This is a genomic window from Nocardioides maradonensis, from assembly GCF_054777115.1.
The window spans coordinates 1-18,606 of the sequence record NZ_BAAHAZ010000029.1 but is presented as its reverse complement, the minus strand read 5'-3'; the positions used below and the strand labels follow the sequence as shown (position 1 = coordinate 18,606).

The 18,606-nt window shown below is 67.2% G+C and carries 19 protein-coding genes; 10 read left to right on the top strand and 9 right to left on the bottom strand.

What is annotated here, in order from left to right; all coding sequences use genetic code 11:
• Positions 1-33: 33 nt before the first annotated feature.
• The 3 genes from ACYVAQ_RS22940 to ACYVAQ_RS22930 all read right to left on the bottom strand — a co-directional run bounded on the left by ACYVAQ_RS22940 (position 34) and on the right by ACYVAQ_RS22930 (position 2,034).
• Complete coding sequence (locus tag ACYVAQ_RS22940) at positions 34-531, bottom strand: RHS repeat-associated core domain-containing protein (protein WP_460792929.1); 498 nt, start codon at positions 529-531, stop codon at positions 34-36.
• 346 nt (positions 532-877) lie between these two features.
• Positions 878-1,723, bottom strand: coding sequence for an IS3 family transposase (locus ACYVAQ_RS22935; RefSeq protein WP_460792928.1), 846 nt, complete (start codon positions 1,721-1,723; stop codon positions 878-880).
• A 29-nt stretch (positions 1,724-1,752) separates the two neighbouring features.
• The gene (locus tag ACYVAQ_RS22930; protein ID WP_460792927.1) at positions 1,753-2,034 is read right to left on the bottom strand and encodes a transposase; all 282 of its coding nucleotides are present in this window, start codon (positions 2,032-2,034) and stop codon (positions 1,753-1,755) included.
• 168 nt (positions 2,035-2,202) lie between these two features.
• On the opposite strand from ACYVAQ_RS22930, the gene ACYVAQ_RS22925 reads away from it, so the two are divergent.
• From ACYVAQ_RS22925 to ACYVAQ_RS22910, 4 genes are all read left to right on the top strand, one after another.
• Entirely contained in the window at positions 2,203-2,550 is a 348-nt protein-coding gene (locus ACYVAQ_RS22925; protein WP_460792925.1) for a helix-turn-helix domain-containing protein, read from the top strand.
• A gap of 924 nt (positions 2,551-3,474) precedes the next feature.
• Positions 3,475-3,711 (top strand): hypothetical protein, encoded by a 237-nt coding sequence (locus tag ACYVAQ_RS22920; protein ID WP_460792924.1) that lies wholly within the window; start codon positions 3,475-3,477, stop codon positions 3,709-3,711.
• Between the two features lie 692 nt (positions 3,712-4,403).
• Complete coding sequence (locus ACYVAQ_RS22915) at positions 4,404-5,846, top strand: hypothetical protein (protein ID WP_460792923.1); 1,443 nt, start codon at positions 4,404-4,406, stop codon at positions 5,844-5,846.
• Between the two features lie 14 nt (positions 5,847-5,860).
• Positions 5,861-7,450, top strand: coding sequence for a hypothetical protein (locus ACYVAQ_RS22910; protein WP_460792921.1), 1,590 nt, complete (start codon positions 5,861-5,863; stop codon positions 7,448-7,450).
• Between the two features lie 131 nt (positions 7,451-7,581).
• Here the strand turns inward: ACYVAQ_RS22910 and ACYVAQ_RS22905 are convergent, their stop codons facing one another.
• The 5 genes from ACYVAQ_RS22905 to ACYVAQ_RS22885 all read right to left on the bottom strand — a co-directional run bounded on the left by ACYVAQ_RS22905 (position 7,582) and on the right by ACYVAQ_RS22885 (position 11,719).
• Positions 7,582-8,412 (bottom strand): hypothetical protein, encoded by an 831-nt coding sequence (locus ACYVAQ_RS22905; protein ID WP_460792920.1) that lies wholly within the window; start codon positions 8,410-8,412, stop codon positions 7,582-7,584.
• Between the two features lie 2 nt (positions 8,413-8,414).
• Positions 8,415-9,008, bottom strand: a complete 594-nt coding sequence (locus tag ACYVAQ_RS22900; protein WP_460792919.1) for a hypothetical protein — start codon at positions 9,006-9,008, stop codon at positions 8,415-8,417.
• Entirely contained in the window at positions 9,005-10,873 is a 1,869-nt protein-coding gene (locus ACYVAQ_RS22895) for a ThiF family adenylyltransferase (protein ID WP_460792918.1), read from the bottom strand. Before ACYVAQ_RS22895 ends, ACYVAQ_RS22900 begins: the two co-directional genes overlap by 4 nt.
• 25 nt (positions 10,874-10,898) lie before the next feature.
• Positions 10,899-11,258, bottom strand: a complete 360-nt coding sequence (locus ACYVAQ_RS22890) for a hypothetical protein (protein ID WP_460792917.1) — start codon at positions 11,256-11,258, stop codon at positions 10,899-10,901.
• A 152-nt stretch (positions 11,259-11,410) separates the two neighbouring features.
• Positions 11,411-11,719, bottom strand: a complete 309-nt coding sequence (locus tag ACYVAQ_RS22885) for a hypothetical protein (protein WP_460792915.1) — start codon at positions 11,717-11,719, stop codon at positions 11,411-11,413.
• Positions 11,720-11,846: 127 nt separating this feature from the next.
• On the opposite strand from ACYVAQ_RS22885, the gene ACYVAQ_RS22880 reads away from it, so the two are divergent.
• The 4 genes from ACYVAQ_RS22880 to ACYVAQ_RS22865 all read left to right on the top strand — a co-directional run bounded on the left by ACYVAQ_RS22880 (position 11,847) and on the right by ACYVAQ_RS22865 (position 15,244).
• A complete protein-coding gene (locus tag ACYVAQ_RS22880) occupies positions 11,847-12,188 on the top strand; it encodes a hypothetical protein (RefSeq protein WP_460792914.1) in 342 nt (113 codons plus the stop codon).
• A 682-nt stretch (positions 12,189-12,870) separates the two neighbouring features.
• On the top strand, positions 12,871-13,863 hold the full coding sequence (locus ACYVAQ_RS22875) for a hypothetical protein (RefSeq protein WP_460792913.1): 993 nt from the start codon (positions 12,871-12,873) through the stop codon (positions 13,861-13,863).
• A 53-nt stretch (positions 13,864-13,916) separates the two neighbouring features.
• Positions 13,917-14,423: a hypothetical protein gene (locus ACYVAQ_RS22870; protein ID WP_460792912.1), complete on the top strand. Its 507-nt coding sequence runs from the start codon at positions 13,917-13,919 to the stop codon at positions 14,421-14,423.
• Entirely contained in the window at positions 14,414-15,244 is an 831-nt protein-coding gene (locus ACYVAQ_RS22865) for a trypsin-like serine protease (protein WP_460792911.1), read from the top strand. Before ACYVAQ_RS22870 ends, ACYVAQ_RS22865 begins: the two co-directional genes overlap by 10 nt.
• 341 nt (positions 15,245-15,585) lie before the next feature.
• Here the strand turns inward: ACYVAQ_RS22865 and ACYVAQ_RS22860 are convergent, their stop codons facing one another.
• Positions 15,586-16,431, bottom strand: coding sequence for a hypothetical protein (locus tag ACYVAQ_RS22860; RefSeq protein WP_460792910.1), 846 nt, complete (start codon positions 16,429-16,431; stop codon positions 15,586-15,588).
• A 603-nt stretch (positions 16,432-17,034) separates the two neighbouring features.
• Between ACYVAQ_RS22860 and ACYVAQ_RS22855 the strand changes: the two genes are divergently transcribed.
• Both ACYVAQ_RS22855 and ACYVAQ_RS22850 read left to right on the top strand, forming a co-directional pair.
• The gene (locus tag ACYVAQ_RS22855) at positions 17,035-17,196 is read left to right on the top strand and encodes a hypothetical protein (protein WP_460792909.1); all 162 of its coding nucleotides are present in this window, start codon (positions 17,035-17,037) and stop codon (positions 17,194-17,196) included.
• Positions 17,193-17,990, top strand: coding sequence for a hypothetical protein (locus ACYVAQ_RS22850; protein WP_460792908.1), 798 nt, complete (start codon positions 17,193-17,195; stop codon positions 17,988-17,990). The genes ACYVAQ_RS22855 and ACYVAQ_RS22850 overlap by 4 nt, the downstream gene beginning before the upstream one ends.
• Positions 17,991-18,606: the final 616 nt, after the last annotated feature.

Genomic DNA, 18,606 nt, shown 5'->3' with positions numbered 1-18,606 from the left:
TCGGACGGTTGACCCCCATCGAGTACGAGACCATCATGACCACGCCAGCCACTCAGGCTGCGTGACCCAACCTGTCACCCGTTCGTGCAGCAGTCCCCCTAGCCCGAATCCACCGGACAGGGTCCAGCAGACTTGACCTGTGATGAGGCCTGTCGGATCTGTCATGTTCAGCGGATTGTCGCGTCCGAAGGCGTACGGAGCACCCGTGAGTTCGACCAGTGGGTCTGCGCTGAGGAACTCGCCGGTGGTTGGGTCATAGTCACGAGCACGAAGGTAATAGAGGCCGGTCGCTGGGTCTTGATATTGGCCGCCCCACCGCATACGAGTGTCCGCCGTCCCAGTTTTCGCTACGAGATCTCCGTACGGTCCGTAGGTGAAAGTGGCGACTGTGCTTCCGGTGGAGTCGGTGATGACTCTGGTGGAGCCGAGTTGGTCGGCCTGGAGGTAAAGCGTGGTGCCATCGCTCGAGACCTGCTCGATGGGTACCCCGTCGGGTCCGTAGACGTAGGATGTGCTGCCCGCAGTTAGCATGCTGGGTACCTGTGTGGAGCGGTCCCATGAATAGGTTGCCGCGCCGGTGATGTTGCTCGAAGCGCGGAGTCCGTCTGCTCCGTAGGTGTAAGTCGATCCGCCGTAGTTGACGAGTCGGAGTGCTTGATCGTAGGTGAGGTCGGTGGAGTTGCCGGCGAGGTCGGTGACGTGGGTGCGTTCGCCGGCTTGGTCGTAGGTGTAGCTGGCTTGGTTCTGTCGCAGGTTGATCTTGTCCGGCCCCAGGTTTCTGGGCCAACCTCGGTTTTAGTCGGCGCCGTCGGCCACTCCAGGACCAGCGCTTCGCCGGGGTGGTGAACTGGTCCACGCGTGGTGGTGGCAGGCACTCTCATTCGCTACCACCACCATCAGCCATGCACGGATCGATTCCAGCCATCTTCGCGTACGCCGCAGGGGTCTTGCCACCCAATCCCCGGTGCGGCCGGCGATGGTTGTACTTCTCCAGCCACTCGTCGACGACGTGCTGGACCTCGAGCACCGAGTAGTAGATCTCATGCCCGAACAGCTCGCGCTCCATCGTTCCGTTGAACCGCTCGATGTAGCCGTTCTGCTGGGGGCTGGCCTTCGCCACGAACACACCCCTCACGCCCTGCTCACCGAGCCAGTTCAGCAGCCCGTCAGCGATGAACTCCCGACCGTTGTCAGCACGGATCAGGGTCGGCTTGCCGTGCTCAGCGAACAGCCGCTCCAGGTGCTTCTCCACCGACTTCGCGCCGATGCTGCGCGCGGCGTGGCTCCCCACCCCGACCCGAGTGAACTCATCGATCACATTCAACACCCGCACCGGCCGCCCGTCGTCGGTACGGCGCTTGATGAAGTCATAGGACCAGATGTGGTTCCGATACAGCGGAGGCAGGTTCCACACGCTGTTTCCGTCGTCCCCACGGGCCTTCTGACCCGAGTTCTGCTGCTTGCGGTACGGGGGCAGTTGCAGCCCTTGTTGCCGCCACAAACGTTCGATGCGCTTCTTGTTGACCGGCCAGCCCTCCTCGACCAGCAGGCCATGGACCATCCGATAGCCCCACTTCGGATGCTCCTCAGCCAGCATCGTCATCCGTTCGACCAGCTTGACCTCGAAGTCGGACGGCACCGGCACGTAGCGGTTGCTCGATCGGTTCTGCCCGACCAGCCGGCAGGCACGGCGCTCGCTGACCCTGTGCTTGCGCATCAGCATCGCGACCGCGTCCCGCCGCCGGGCCGGGCTCAGAAGTTTCCCTTGGCCAGGTCCTTGAGCATCGAGATGTCGAGTGCCTGTTCGGCAACGATCCGTTTCAAGCGGGCGTTCTCCTGCTCGAGTGTCTTGAGGCGGATCGCCTCGTCCTCCTTCAACGCGCCATACTTCTGACGCCACCGATAGAACGTCTGCTCGCTCACGCCGAGCTTCTTGCACACCTGCGGGATCGTCGCGCCCTGACCCTGCAAACGCTCCGCGTCGCGCAACTTCGCCACGATCTGCTCCGGGCTCAACCTCTTAGCTGCAGCCATCGATCACTCACACCGGTCCTCTCACTTGTCGACACACTCTCAAACAAGTTGGACCAGAAATCGGGGGGCCGGACACCCTCGAAAGCGTTGCCCGAGAGAGTGCTGCCCGGACATTGAGAATATGGGACATTCCCCATACACTTCGAGTCTGATGGGAAGGTGGTGACCATGGCAGAGACGTTCCAGGAGTACGCCGCTCGGCGTGCCAAGACGGCGTCGGCGACCGAGAAGGCAGCAGTTGAGGCCTTCGACGCGACGTACGCGACGTACGGGGTGGGCGCGGCACTGGCGGTCGCCCGCAAGGCCGTCCACCTCAAGCAGGGCGAGGTTGCCAAGCTGGCCGGCCTGGACCAGGGCGACATCAGCCGAATCGAGCGGGGCCTGGTTGCGCCGACCGCCTCCACGCTGCTCAAGATCGTGGGAGCGCTCGGTGCGGAGCTCACGCTGACGGTCCCGATCCCTGCCGGCGAGCTCAAGGACGATGGAGTCGAGAGCCTGCACCTGGCGATGCGGTGAAGGGCCCGTCAACTTTGGTTGACGGGAGGTCGTGAGCCCCCAGGTCAGCGGGCTAGGGTGCTCCCATGGTGGGAACTCGGCCGGAAGCTATTACCGACCGGTTCCCAGGCGCCCCTGGTTCATCTCACCTCGCGCTTGCGACCACCGATCGGACGCTGGACGAGCCGGTCGATGGTCGCGACTACGCACGCCCGTGGAAGCGCGGGCCGTTGCGCTGAGTGGTCATGGCGTGTCGCTCACGGGCATGAAGGTGACGAGGTGCGCGACAGGCGGGTCTGGTCGGTGCAGGTTGTCGAGGTTGTCGAGTAGGTCTGCCAGGTCTGGATAGATGAAGGTCTGGGGATTCGGGGCATGGGCGGTCACGGCGGAGAAGGTTCGGGCGCCGGCACCCTTCCGCAATCATTTCAGGGATGTTTTCCCGCGCCCGGGCTGGGCCGTTGACTCTCGACAAAGTGCCCGTCGCTCGCCCTGCTCCCAGGGCCTCGGCGCGTGTCGTCGAGGGTGCGGTCGCGCTGCATGGCCCGGTCACCTTCACGGTGTCGCCGGACTTCTCGACTAAGGCCTGTTTGATGTAGCAAGGCGCCACGGTGATGGGAACCGCACTGGCCACGGGCGCACGATGGCCGGGGTGTTGGACGCCGTCACGGAGACGAGGGCGAGGGCTGGCATCCACAGCAGAGATCATCCTGGCCATCCCCAGCTCGCGCGGTCGCGGGTTCAGGTACGGGGCGACCTAGTCGGACAAGGAGAGTCAGGCGATGGTGATGTCGAGCAACGGGGTCTTAGCTTCGTCGGGCGGTGCCGCGGCTCGCTCCGAGCGGAGGGTGGGCTCGCCACAGGGCGAGCCCACCTTGTGCCGGCAGGCCTTCATCCCATCGAAGGCGTCCTGCGCGTATTAGCGCCGGATCACGCAGAGGAAGTGGGTTGGGCAGGCTGGGACGGAACGGCGACGACCGGTCGGAAGGTCACGATTGGCGGCGCGTCGGTGACGGCTGGTTCGTCGCCGAGGAGCCGCTCAAGCAGGTCGGCGAGCTCGGGGCAGGTGAACGCTGGGGCGGCGGGCTGCACAGCGAGATTGGTCATGAGGGGAAACGTTCGGCGACCAAGAGAGCCCGCAATCATTTCGCGCATCTTTTTTCGCCGGTGCGCCCCAGCAACTGAACTGTCGCCTTCGACAACGCTCAGCAACGTAGTTCGCCGGCCGAATCGCCGCACGCCGACGAGCGGCACCCAGGCGAGCAGGTCGTGCTGACGCGACGCAGCCCGGCGATAAGGTTATCAACGCGTTGCACGGGCCGTTTGGGGCGACAGCGAAGACATTCCTCGTCGTTCAGCCCCCCGGCCCCGCTGGCAACCACGGCGTTGCGACCCACGCGCACCCGCCGCACCGGCAGTCCGTCACCGGCCCCTATCGCTCCGTCGCAGGACAGCCGCAATGCAGAGTCTGCTGGCGACTGGTGGCGCGCCATGGCTCAATGACCAACGCAGCGCCTGCACGGTACTCACGACCGTCCCAACGACGTCGGACAGGGCGGTCTTGGAACGGGTTGCGACTGCCGCGATGAGCCTTCTTGCGCCGGAGTGTGCGCCACGGACAGTTCTGGTTGCCGCCGCGCATTGCTACCAAAGCGTTTGCTCATTCCGGTCCGCGTTCACGCCAACCTGAGAGAGCAAACCATTGACCAACTGTCGTTTAGAAGCAACACTTGGCCAATGGCAAAGGTACGGCTGAGGACCGTTTCCCGTGACCCGGTCGTGGCCATCCAGCTCGCCAGAGCCTGGATGACCCTTGCGCGCGGCGGCCCAACGAAACGCGGAGCTCAACCGGAGCCCGCCCGCCCGAAGGAACTCACATGGCCAGCCCGCTAAATCCGCTATCTCGGCCAACCGCGCCCACTGATCCGGCGCGCGCGCAGAACCTCTTCATCGTCCGCGAGAGCGACGAATGGGACATGGAACTGTTCAACACGATGCGGCAGCAGACCTACTTCCCACATCGAGACATCCCCGAGATCGACGCGGTTCTAAGAGCCGGGCTCGCGCCGTTCCACGGCGACTCCTTCACCGTCGAATTCCGTGCGCCGGGAGCCAAGCCTCGACAGGAGACCGTCATCGTCGAGCATCTGACCAGGGGCGCGTGCAAGGCCATCCTGTTCCACTACCGCGGCCAGTGGCACCTGTGGTCGCAAGCCTCGGCCGTAAAGGCAAACAAGGGAGAGATCAACGGCTTCACCGGCATTCTCATCGACACCGTCCTGCGGCTTCGGCCGGTGAACGTCTACGCCGCCTACTTCTCCCGTCTGATCCGCTCACACGAGCAAGGCATGCGTCTGCAGGCCGAGCTGATCGGCAACGTCGACACCGTCTGGGCGGGCGAGCTTGCATTTGCTTTCACCGGCATCAACAGGGACATCGGTCAGATGATGTTCTCGATGTTTGCGTGGATCGCGTCGATGGAGCGCGACTGGATCGTGCGCCGCCTGCTGGCCGGACGGATCGCCAAATGGCGTCGGCACGAGTGGCCGTTCGGCCACGGCACCATCCCGTTCGGCTACATGCTCGACAGCGCCACTCGTCAACTCGTACCGGACCCGGGTCAGCGGGAGGCGGTCCGAGAGATGCTCCTCATCCTGTGCAACGAGCAACTGCCCACCTCGGAGGCGATGCGCCAGCTGTCGAGGGCAGGTGTCACCAGCATGCGCAAGCACCGCCGCCTCGGGGTCAGGACCCCGGCTGCCGCCATCCAGGCCTCGGACAGCTTCATCAACGGTCTCTACGCATGGGCTCCGCTATGGGTTCACGGTGAATACCTGTGGCGGATGACCAACGTCTTCCCCGACCACGACGAGATCTCCGGTGTGCCCATCGTCCGCGCGCCCGGCGACGCGACCGACGTCGGAGAGCTGCAGATGCTGTACCGCGTTCCCGTACCCGAGGGCGGCTGGGCCGAGCCCGAGATCCTCACCGCCTTCGGCGAAGCCGCCGTCGCTCGCACCCGAGCACTGCTCGGCAAGGGCTCCACCGCTGAGCGGCCTCTGTCGGAGGCCGTGAGCGAGGAGTCCAAGGCACCCAGGCTGCTCGCGCAGCTGCTTAGCGCGGACAACGCCCGCAACCTCGACGCGGCCGCAGCCCGCCGGCGCGAGCGTGCCCGGTCCAAGAGGTCGATCGCGCCCTTGGCCGGACGCAGCTGGCTCGACGACGACTGGCACTACGAGCTGCAGGTCTCCAGCCGCAGCGCCTACCGGCTGGTCCGCTGGCCGCTGGCCAACGGGAGCCGGACGGGAGAGCCGTCGTGAGGGTCGGACGTTCGGTGACCAGCACCCTCACAGCGGACGCGATCGACACCCAGGTGGTCGCCTACGTGAAAGCCGACACGATCCTGACAGGATTCGCCACAGCGTTCGCCGAGGCATGCCGCAACGGGATCGACGTGATGCGGCTCGCCGGCCACACCACCTATCACGGCGTCGGCAGCCAACTCACCCTCGACTCTCGCGCCCAGCAGGTCGCCGCGCTCACTGCGCTGCTCGCCGACACCAGAGCAGCCGAGGCCCGGGCCCGCAGGTACTCGCTCGAGGCCGACGACGCGCACGAAGCCGACAGCTATCGCGACGCCGCACGCGCGGCAGCGTCCCATGCCGCCGACATCCAGCAACAGATCGACGAGCTCGCCGACGACCCGATCGCGGTCGACCTGGACGCGCCTTTCGACGTGTGCGCCGACGTTCTGCTCAAGGCAGCAACCCGCCTGCGTGAATGTGGGAACGAGGTGACCCAGGAGGAGTTTGCGGCGCTGAAGACCGTGATGCCCGTCCTGCGGATCGAGCGGCGCGCGGGCCGGTTCTGGGCATCGGCGACCGTACGAGTGAACACCACCGACGGGGTCGCGGAGCTCGGCCCCGTCGAATGGACGCTCGACGTGCGCGGCCACGGGGCCCAGACGGTGCGCACCAACCTGTCCCCCGGCTTCAACCACAACCCCGCCTCGCGGAAACTGCTGATCCACGAGCTCAAGGTGCGCGGCAACCTCACCGCCAACGCGGCACGAACACTGGCGAACGCACCGTTCACCCAACTCCCCCACGTCGTCCTTCACCACGCATGCGGCGACCCCTATCCCGACTGGGTCGGCGACGAATGGCGGACGGACGCGTTCGGCACGTGGGTCACCGGCGTCTACACCGACCCCGGGTTCTGGTGGCTGGGCAGCGGCAAATATGTGAGGGTCTCCTACGAACGCCAGGCACTCGCCACCTATGCGGCCAGCCACCCCGAGTTCTCGCACACCGACGCGGTCCGCGACCTTCCTCTGGAACTGACGGCCGCCATCCGGTCCTACACCCGGCCCAGCGCACCGTCCCCCTCCTCACCGTCACGGGTCCGACCATGGATGCCGAGCCTCGTGGAGACGACATCGCCGAGCGTCCTTCCGACCCAGGCGTCGTATCGGGGAGTTACCTGCGACTGCGGCAACATAGCCTCCATCGTCGCGCGCGTTCCCGAGATCCCGAGCGACCTACTGTGCGACTGCCTGCTCGCACCCGGGGGCGTCAACCTCGGCATGCCCGCCGACCTCCGCTTCCCCGCGGACTACCGAGCCCTGCGGATGCCGCAGGAGGACTGCATCGCCGCACTTCGCAGCCGCTACGACCAGTGGGTCGAGAACCCGCCGGCGCGACCACGGCAACTCCTGCTCCAAACGGACCGGCTGACGGCCGGTGCCACCAATCTCGAGCTCGCCGGCACCAGGGCAGACGCGGCGATCAGCAGCCCGATCCTGCGCCGACTCGAGCAGCACGGCCTCCTCACACACGACGGCGGGCGTCCCCGACGGTGGCGCTACACCGCGCTCGGTGCAGAGCGAGCCCGGCAACTCGCCACGACGGCCGGCCGCACATGACAGCGACGGCACCGTCTATCCGAAATGCCGAGTTGGCGTTCCCCGGCGCTGACCCAAACCCGCCTCTTCAATCGAACAGGCGCGACCAAGCGTCGAAGCGGTGCGTCCCGGAGGCCGAGGCCCAGGAAACCTCACCGATCGCGAGCGTCGACGCTCTCGATCCGGGTCACCGAGGTCGACCGGAACGGCGTAAGCGTGCCCTCAACCGCTGCGGACAGCCGCATCGGAGCGCCGATACGGCATTCCTCCAGCACGACGAGCGGGTTCCATTGTCGGTCATTCGGTAACCGGTTTGCCCACACGACTACGCCGTCCTCGGCGACGTGATGGCCCCGCGCCGCACCATCCAGACGCATCGCTTCTCGTCGATCCAGGTCCAGGTAGTAGATACTCGTCTCCGTCGTGACCCGCCAGAGGCCGCGATCGGCGTCCCTGACTTCAGCCACCGCTTCGACGGCGGGCGCCGCCGGCGCCGCCTCGACGGTCGCGTCCCGGCGGGTCGCCTCATCGCCGGCGAAGGCGTCCAACGCGCGGAGCCGCCGCAGCAGCGGGGTCCGCTCGATCCATCCCTCCTTGAGTTCGTGCAGCGCCTGGCTCAGCTCAGCGGCATCGCTGGGTTCCACACCGATCGCGACGCTCGCCGCGATGGAGAGCCGGGACGCCTCGACCATCACCGGTGCCGTGCCAACAAGGTAGGTGATGACAGCGAACCGCTCCTCGGCGGTCAGGTCCTCGAGCGGGCGCAGGGTCCCGTCGTTCTCGACCCACACGCTGGCCTGCAGAACCACGCTCGGGTTGAAGTAGCCGGCGTATCGTGAGGCCATCAGCGCAGCGACCAGATCAGCGGCGGGTGCGGCGTACACGCCGGCCGCCACCAGGATCCCGCGTTCGATATCGTCGTCTGGCAGGTCGGCTTCTGGCTGGTTGGCGTCTGCGGTGCCCTTGGTGCCGTCAGCACTCATGTTCATGATCCGCCTTCGTTCGCAGGGAATGTCGCATCACAAAGTCCCGCAGCATCGTTTGATGATTCGGAGGCGTCACGCCGAAGGCGCTGCATGAACGCGTCGAACTCGCGGACCGGCTCAAGGGAACCGCGCGGGTTGAGGCGCCCCCGGACCCGCTGGGAAGCTTGCTCGTTGAGGAACAGCAGGCCCGCCACCAGCGGCGTCCCCCGCACCCATCGGCCCCTCAACAGGCGCAACAGCTCCATCTGCCGGGCCAACTCCGTGGCCGGTACCGCAGGATCGAGGGCTCCCGCAGCGAGGAGCCCGGTCGCCCTCGCCACCATGTCGACCGCGTGCAACTCGACGAACGCGGCGACGTTCTCGCGGTACATGACGCTCATGTGTCTCAGCTGGTGGCTGCGGCCGGTGACATCAGTCCACCGGTGATACTGAAGGAGCAGCCGCCTGTCCCACCAACCCGCCTGCGGCGGCCCTGGACGAGGATCGCTCAACGCTACGTTCCCCGGGCCGATCGACACCCCAGCCGCCAGCGCGTAGGCCGCCATCTGGTCCTCGCCGAGTGTCCGTCCTAGTTCCAACGGTTCCGCGCTCATCGACACCGCTCCTCCCCCGGCACGCGGCCGCGACGACCGAGCGAGTAGGCGGCACGCGTCGCGTGTCGCGCTGAGCAGGCCGGATGCTGCGGCAGCGGCACCGCCCGCCAGGTGACCGGGATCGGCTGGCCGTACGCATCGCGCAGGTTGGCAACGTAGTAGTCGCCGCCCAAGCCGGCGTCGCCGATCAGGTGGTGGGTCGCGACCCGGCTGGCGTGATGGGCGACGGTGGCAAGATCCGGCCTGGTTCCGGTGAAAGTGACGCTGCCGCAGCGCGACGGGTTCACCCACCCGTTCGGATCCGCGGCTGGCAACGGCAGGACCCGTCTCTCGGGGACGCGCGCGCCCTGTGCACGCCACCGTTCGACGCACTCCCAGCAACCGGTATCCGCGGACTGCAGGTAGACGATGCCGCCGTAGCCGCCGGCGGTGGCGGAGACGTGCAGGAACGGGCGGCGTTGCGCCACCCTGAGCGCAGAGAGCCACCTGGTCACCGCGGGGTTCGCCGTGGCGTCGATGACCAAGTCGGCGGTCAGCAGACGGTCACGAAGGCGGACAATCGCTCTCTCGGCGCCCGGATCGGCCCAGGTCTCCCAGACGTCGCTGATGTCGATGCCGATGGGGTGGACGTGCGTCCATGGGTTGGCTGCCTGGATCGTCTCGGCGGCCAGCCTCGCCTTGCTCTCACCTGCCCAAGCCGCCGGCGCCGGTTGCCGCAGCGCCGTCGCAGCGTCGACCCGGTCGTGGTCGACGAGATGCAGCTCGCCGACACCGGAGAGGCCGAGGTCGTGGGCGATGTGGTGGCCGACGGCGCCGAGACCGACGATGACCGCTGACCGCCTGCGGAGTTCCTGCACGGCCGGCGCCCTCAGCGCCAGCGCCTCGGGCGAGAAGGTCTGTGAGTTGCACAGGTAGGTCGCCCAGCCCTCCGACTTGCCTTCAGGCTGCTGGCGCATTCGGAACAGGAACAGCCACGACTCCCCGGGATCCCGATACCCCACCTCGTCTGGAACCAGGAGGCCGATCGTCTCCACGTCGCGCGGTGAGACGTAGGGCAGCCCGGGATCGGCCGCAAGTTTTCTCGCCTGAGGAGCGAGCCGACCACGGACGCGACGCCAGGTCTCTTCCGCGGAATCGGCCGGATCGAACTCCGGGTCACGCAGCCAACGGCCGACACTGAGCACAGGAAATTCAGCGCCGCGCCTGGCGAGGGCTGGATCGGCGTTGATCTCGACGCCAGGGCCACGGATCGTCTTGAGGAGGCCTGATCCGATGTGTGACCGGTGGCCCATGACGGCGTATCGAATGATCAACCGGCCCTGCTCGACGCCCGCTGGCACCGGCTGGTCGGGCACCAGGATCGTCGGCCCCGAGTAGCCCACCCGGGCATGGATCGCGTCCGCTACCGGCAGCTCATCACCCCGGCGTCCGACGAACCGGGCCCCGACGCCAGCCCGGCCGGCGCGGAGGATCTTCGGGATCTGTTCGGCGAGCAACTGCGCCACGGTCTGATCGACACGGTGATGCTCGTCGTGGACGAGGCACAGGCGCGACGTGGTCGGCCCGCGGTGTCGTTCCAGACCCAGGTCATTCCGGCGGTCAGTAACGATTGCTGGAAAGAACGGGTAGGTGTTGCGGAAGGTGACGTCAAGGCGCGCGTACCGCTGGTCCGCGGCGGACCTAACGGCCGGCGATGCTGCTGGCAACGGGTAGTTGATGCGCAGACGCACTCGACCGTCGCTGTAGTACACCTTGTACGGCCAGCCGGTCGCTCGCAGTTCCGCCAACTCCCGCCTCCACCGCTGCGGATAGCGCTTCTGCCAGGCGACCACGCCGGCCTGCCCCTGTTGCTTCTGCCTGTCCATCTGTCACCCTGCCCAGCCGCGGCAGTCAGCCGACCGGGGCCGGATGCAGCTCACCCTCGGTCAAATAGGCGAGCAGCGGAATGTTCTCGTTGACCGTCTCCTCGATGACCTCGCTGGTCGTGTTGCGCCGCACCGTACGGCGCGTGACACGTCGGCCACTCGCTCCCGCCTCGCCCATGCCAGGGCCGTTTGTCCGGTCGTCATCCGCGTCATCGGTGCTCGGACCTCTGACGTCCTCTTCGTCGTTCGACTCGCCGCGCACTCCGTCCGTGCCGTGGCTCGGATCCCGGCTCTGACTCGTTCGCGGAGCCTCAGTGCCGAACGTTCCGTCTCCGCCCGGCTCGTCAGAGGCTTCCGGCCTCGCGTCGCCGTCACTTCCGGCCATGGCCGCCTCCTGGGCTGTATCTTCTAAACCTCACCGGTCAGGTGTAGACCTCTACACGGCAGGATGTCAAGGTTCGATGAGCCAAGTAATCCCACAGCAGAAGAGAGACGCGAGCTCGGAACATGTGCGGATCGCAGCCTCAAGGCGGCGGGTCAGGCAGAGGCACCGTCGTCGCGGCGAGACCGGCGACCGCGACGCGCGCGGCGCAAGACAGGAGTCTCGGCGGGCCAAAGCGACTCTGCAAGAGACAGCTCCAACTTCGCGATACTCAAGGTGTCAGGCCACGAATTACCCTGCAGGATGCGGTACAGCACGGTCCGCTCGATGCGGGCGTCCGTGGCGATCGCGGACTTGTTCTTGCCCTGTAGCGCGCGTTCGAGCGCCTTTGAGATCTCCACGGCGTATGCCACCGCTTCGGGAGCATCCTCGTCGAACTCACCGTCAGGCCACGACCCAGCCACGAGCCAGCTGCGCGGTGGCCCGTCTTGTTCAGATCGTCGCGGCACGCGGTCAGGCTAGTCGCTCCGCACGACAGTTCCTGCGCGCGACACCATTGCGCTACTGGGCCGCCGACCAGGGCCGCTACCGGTGACGCTGGTGCCGAACTCGCAAACGCCGCCCGCTGCGTCATGGACCACTCCCGAGCTCTATTCATCGCCGGCCGACTCGTCCCGCGCCCTAAAGCCACACCTGGACGACGCGGTGGAGATCCGTGTACTCAAAGGGCTCGGCGATCCAGTCGCCCGGATTCGGACCGCCACTGTCCTACTGGGACAGATCGAGGCCTTCCGTGAGGAGGTGGCGAAGGTGCGCCTGGCCGCGGTCGCTGAACTTCGTGCCGCAGGCTGGTCCTACAACCGCATCGCCCGCGCGGCGGGGTTGAGCAAGTCCCGCATCGCGCAACTGTCTCGCGCAGCCGACGGTCGTTAGCGTCCCGGCCTTGGCCCGCCGCGACCGAGCAGGAGTCGAGAGTGCTGAGCCGGTCGCCAAAGGAGCGCGAGGTGGTAGGTGCGAGTGAACGCGAGCGGCGGCTGAAGGAACGGGTTCGGTCAGGGCGCGGTCGATTGATGGCGCGGACGGCAGCGCGGACCTTGCGCGTTCGTAAAGCGCCACGGCGCGGCCGCCGCGAGTGTCCCCGCTCGTAAACAGGACGGACCGGGCCTCCTTCGAACCGGGCACGTTTTTGACGTGGCCGGTTTGCATCCGAGCACGGGGGTTTCCAAGGGCGCGTTAGGGAGCATGACTCCTGGTGCTGCGACTGCGCGGTGGATACATCGACGGCGTCGGCGCAGCGGACTGGAAGTGCTGTCCGTGCGGCTCGGGCCGCACCCGTTCGATCGGGAGAACGTAGATGATCAAGAGAGTCGTTGCTGCGGGGTGGGTGACAGCAGCTTGTGTCGTAGCGCCGGTGGGGGCTTCCCACGCAGCCGGCGGAGCGAACGTCCTGTCCAGCGGCCGTGTACTGGACAGCGCAGGACATCCCGCGGTCGGGACGCAGCTCAGCCTCCTCATGTGGCCGAGCGACGACGTCCTCCGCGCGCAGTCGGTCGGCGACTCGGTCAACTTGCAGACCGTGGGAAGCGGTGAGGTCAACGCCGACGGGTCGTTCAGCTTGACGCTGCCGGACGCGTCGGTGCTCTCCCAAGGCGCTGACGCCGGAGGCGTCGTCAACTTCACCCTCAACGCCGCCGCCCCGGGCGGGGGATCTGCTGCGTTTGCGTTCTCGCGGCGGCTCGTGACGAGCTCGGTGGACGGGGTGACCCGCGAAGCGGTCACCGATCCGTCCGAGCCCGTGACCCGGGTGGTCGGCGGCCTGCGTTCGACGGCCAGCCCCGTGACCGTGAGCCCGCTGTCCAACCTGACCCTCACCCTCGGCCGGCAAGGAAGCGTCGGCACCGGCACGACTGGGGCGATGGTCGCGACCGCCGCCGTTCCCGCGCGGAATACCTCCGTGCCGGTCGAGAACTCAGCGATTGCCGGCGCGTTCCCGAAGAACTGCATCGACACGCTCGTTCACGACTACGGCAACAGGCCCGCGCTGGTGAATGCGTCCGGTTCGTTGTTCAGGTACGCCACCACCGACTTCACGTACTCTCAGGGAGCGGAGTCGACGGTCGGCGTCGGCTTCTCGTTGAGCGGCGACTACGGGTCGTTCAAGCTCAGCGGCACAGCCAGCACTTCGAGCACGTTCGCCGAAGGGTTCCCCGCCAAGACGTCGGGCTACTACGGGCGCCGCTCCTGGTTCAACGTGAGGGTCTACAAGGTGTTCTGCTATTCAACCCGGGTGAGTCAGACCCACTACGAAACCCGGTCCGTGTGGGCAGGAGGGGCGTCCACCTACGCCTTCAAGTCCACACCAACAGCGAGGTACTGCACCTTCCAGGAGCGCGGCTCCTCTCCCACCTCGGGTACCTCTGCGTCCGAGACCTGGAGCGGCGGGCTGAGCGCGAAGGCCGCCATCGGGATCAACCTGTCCATCAAGACCGGCTTCAGTAAGGAGGCCGTGAACGCATTCCACTTCAGCAGGAGCGGGCGGCTCTGCGGCGTCGACAGCGTTCCCGCGCAGACGCCGCACATCCTCATCGCGAAGCCGCCGCGCAGGTGAAACGCAGCAGCAGCCGACGGCGGCGCATCGCTCGCGCGACGATGACTGCCCTCGTGGCCATCACGGCAACAGGCTGTTCAGGATCCTCGACGCGATTCGCTGATGGCGGCCCGCTCGTCTCCGGAACCCAGGTCGGGGTGGACTGCGTTCCCGAGACCCACTCCGGGCAGGCCACCGAAGGCTCCCATGCCATCGGCGTCTCGCCGAGCGACCAGTTGACCGTGCAGGCCGTCAAGCTTCTGACCCCGCGCGGGTTCGAACTCCAACAGACCTACTTGGTTCCGATCACCGGTACGACGCTCATGGGCGACTCCGGCCGGTTCCCGCCGTCCCACGCCGCGACGTCGCTGCCCGGCGTGCACTGGGACCGTCGCGTCGCGGTTGGAGCCGGAACTCAGATTCCCACTGCAACCGCGACCTATGAGGTGGTGCTCCATCTCAAGCAGACCGGACCGGACCCGACGGTGGACGGCGTCGAGATCGACTACACCACCGCACAAGGCGGGTCGTATCGCTGGCAGGGCCATTTCGGTCTGCGGATCGCCGCTTCATGCAACTGAGCGGCGCATCCCGCCGGGGCGTCGCCGTCGTTCTAGTCGCGCTGGGCCTGACGTTGCTGAGCCTTGTTGTACTCGGCCTCCCCCGGCACGGAACCCACCGCACTGTGCGCGACGACCTCGTCTCGAAGGCGGCTCTCGCCTCGCGGACGGTGGTCGCGGTCGTCAACCACAGCGCCCCAGCCGGGAACTACATCGGGTCGTATCGGTGCGCAGGCGTCCTCGCGGGCCCGAGAACGGTCCTCACTGCGGCCCACTGCGTGACCGGAACGGTTCCCTCAGCGGTGGACGTGGTTGTCAACGCTCGCAATCTCTGCCGAGGCGAGCATGGTGGGGAGCACCGGCTGAGAGCCCGATCCTGGATGCCACTTGGTGGAGCGCACAGCGATCTACTGCGCGTCACGCTGACCTCCACCATCCGCGGAATCCCTCCGGCACACCTGGGCCCTTCAACCGCCCCGATCTGGGCAGCGGTCGGCTGGGGACATGCAGATGGCCCGACACCGTGCGAACGGGTCGTGTCCGCGCTCGGAGCTGTACCGGCGTCGCTGTGCGCTGCGGCTCGCAGTCACGTGAACCCCGCTGCTGCACGCATCGACATCTGCGCGGTGCCGCGATTCGGCCGCAACACCTGCCTCGGAGACTCAGGCGGGCCGCTGTTCGGCATCGGCGCCGATGGGCGAACGTTGACGGTCGTCGGTGTGACCAGCAGCGGTGTCGGCGGCTGCGACCCATCCGACATCGGGCTGTACGCCTCACCGCTACGGGCACGGAACGCGATGCGTCGCATCGCCGAGCACACGCCGAGGGCGGCGCAGCACTGATACGTCTCCCCGGCGGGTGCCGTCAGGTGCCGTTAGTCGGCCGCGTCACCGAGGTCCCTTGCGGCGCACGCGGCGCTTCTTGCCGACGCGGGGCAGCACCGCGAACGGTTCGCGGGCGGAGCGGCCCGCGTCGCGGTGCTGGTAATGGTGCTGGCGCTGGCGCGACTTACGGTGCGGGCAGCCTGTGTGGCGCCGGTGGGGTGAATGAGCCATCGTGGCTCCGTTCCGTGACTACCTCCCGCCACGGAGGGCGGGGTAGCTGGCCGGATCTCATGAGCGTCACCGTACTGCCAAGCGACGAAAGAACAGCCGGGCCATACCCAGACTCACTCCGGCACCAGTCAGGCGCTGCCGCCCTGCTGCCGGGCTTCGCGCGCGGCCCTGACGAGCTCGACGTGATCGAGCCGAAGCCACACACGCCCGTCTTTGCGAATCGCCGGCAGCTGGTCGGCCTCGACAAGCTGCCGGATCCGGCTCGGGTGAACACCGAGGACACGAGCCGCCGATGCCGACCGGATCCACTGGTGACCATCGGCGGGCGGCTCCCGCAGCTGCCGCTCCTGCTCGCGCCGTCGGATCGCCTGCGCCCGCTGCTTCCGCACCTCCTGTGCCCACGCCAGCACCGAAGTACGGGACAGGCTCGGTTGCCAGTTCGCCGCGTCGGGACGCTGCTCGATGAGGCCGAGGCTCGCGGCACGCGCGATCATGGAGATGGTCAGGCCGGTGAGCGCGCTCGCGTCGACCCACGAGATCCAGGCGTCCCGTTCGACGACCAGAGTCACGAGCTCCTCGCGCCGCAACCACAACCGGCCCTGGGACCGCCTCATGGTCAGGCCGGCTTGTCGTGCGATCCGGCTAACTGACTCCGGCTTCCGGTCCAGGATCTCGGCGGCCTCACCGACCCCGATCCACTCCGGACCGGGCGCCACCGCCGGGCGTCGCGGAGCGCGCGGCCGCCGCGGAGGTGGCGGCTCGTTCCGTCGGGCTTCCCGCTCCTCGATGTAGGTGACGAGGGATTCGCGGTCGATGGTGGGGCCGAGGTCACGAGCGCGCGTCCGGATCTTCTTCGACGCCGCCCACCACTCGATCATCGTGACCGGCTGGCCGGTGAGTGCAGCAGCTTGGCCGGCGGTCAGCCAGTTCTCGCCGTCGTCGGGCGCGGCCACCTTCGAGGTGTGCCGCGTCATGAGGACCTCCCGAGACATGAGGACTTACCAGGGTGATTCTGACCCATCTCTACGCGAACGGCGACCCGCCGACGCGGGCACACTGCGGTCAAGCCGGGCCACGCGGCGGCTGCAGCTACAGCCCGCGCCTCTTCGCCTCGCGAGCCAGCTGCGCGACCCGACCTTTCGACAAGCGAGTCGACTCCGCGATGCGCTCGTAGGACCATCCCTCTGCGCGCAACCGAGCGATCGCGCGGAGCCGGGGCACCGAGAGCTCATCCAACACGTCATCGAGCCCGTTGAAGACCTCGCCGACCGCCGCGACTGCGTCCAAGGGCGCCTCGATGGCTCCCAATCGCGCCGCCTCCGCCTCGATCGCCGCCCTCAACTCGGGAGACAGCTCCCCCGGTCGAAAGCCGGCGCGATTGCGACGTGACGGCACGCACCTCACAACATACCGTGTAGAGGTCTACACGATGGGAGGCGCGCCGCCCCACGTAGGAATCCGCGGCGGCCCCCTGACTTCGCCGCCGATCTACCGCGACATTGCCCTGGACTTCCAATCGGCGTCCGCAGCGGCCCGTGAACGGCGGCGTTCAACCGAGCATGCCTATGGTTCCTTTCATGCACCACGCTGGCGACCTGATCTGGCACTACACGACCTCGGTCGGGCTGAAAGGGATCCTCGTCGACCACACCCTGCGCGCGACGAGCGTGTCGTTCGTCAACGATCCGACCGAGCAGCGTTTCGGGAGGATGCCGTCACGACTGCTCTCGAGCGGTTGAAGAAGAGCGAGGAGTCGGGCGTTGCTGCCGCAGCGCGCGCGATGTCGTCCTATCGGGATGTCGGACTGATCAGCCTGTCCGATCGGTTCGGGTTCTCAGAGCGGATGGTTGCGTGCGCATCGCGCGCAAGCGACTCCCTGGACATGTGGCGCGCATACGGCGCGCAGGACGTATCGGGAACCTTTGCGGTGGGCCTGGACCCGTCCGCCCCGCTCGGGCCGCTCTTCACTGACCCACTGGTCCTCGAGCAGTGGACGGCGCACTGGGGCGCCGGCGCCACGGCGCCGGACATGCGTGGAGGCTGGCGGTCCATGAACTACGTGTCGCCGGCCGAACTCGCTGCACATGCATTTGACGTGCTGAGTGAGGGAGTGCAGCAGTTGCCGACGAACGATGCGCCGAGCGATCGCGAGCTGGATTGTTGGCACCTGGTGGATCGGGTGGTCGCCGAGATCGAGGCCAACTACAAGCACCACGCCTACGCGGCAGAGCAAGAGGTTCGGCTCCAAGCGTCGCTCACCTCGCCTCGACAGTTCCAGGTCATGCCGCGGCCGCACGGAATCTCGGCGTACATCGAGTTGACTGCATCCGATTCGTGGGGCCTGCCTGTGTCCGCGGCATCGCGCCTTCCGGTGCGCGAGGTGGTGCTCTGGCCCGGTGCGCCACGGCAAGCGCTAAGCGGCGTCGCTGCAGCGCTCGTTCGAGGCGGACACAACTACTCCTCGCGCCCCCTCGTCGTCGACCAAGAAGAGCCCGGCGTCCGCATCACTCAGTCACAGGTCCCCTTTGTTTAGCTCCCGCGCGCCGCTGCGCAGGCGATGCATCTGGCCGCACCTCCGCCGACCGATCACCCGCAATCGAGGGCCGGCTAGCCTGTCGGGTTTCCCTGCGCATCTCGATCGAACCCAACGGGTCCGCCGCGGCTGAAGTCAACCTCTAGAGCTGGTCCCACTGCGTCCGAAATGCTCTCGCCGGCAATGTCGCGCAGGCAGCGTCGCGCCACGTTGAGCAGGTAGCGGTGCTCCGCAGTGAACAGGTGGTCAAACGCAGGCGCCAAGTATGCGGTGCCTCCGAGGAGCGCGTCGAAGAGAGCGAGTTCCGCCGTTTGCAGCAACTGCCGCGCTACCCCGGGGTTCGCGCGCAACCGTTCGACAAGGTCGACATAGCGTGGGACCCAGGTCGGCGCAGTTGTCACGGCGTCGCGCAGTGACGGGAAGGGAACGTCGATTCGCCTGGCGCCGCTACCTTGGTATGCGTCGTGGACGCGCTCAAGCGAATGCGCGATTAGTTGATCGGCGCGGGCCAGGATCGGCAGGAGAGTCCCCTGTGGTGGTGGGGTTTGAGGTCCAGCGGCGGGGCTGCGTGAAGTAGGCGGCCATCGGCGGGATCTTCGGTGTGAACGGCGAAATC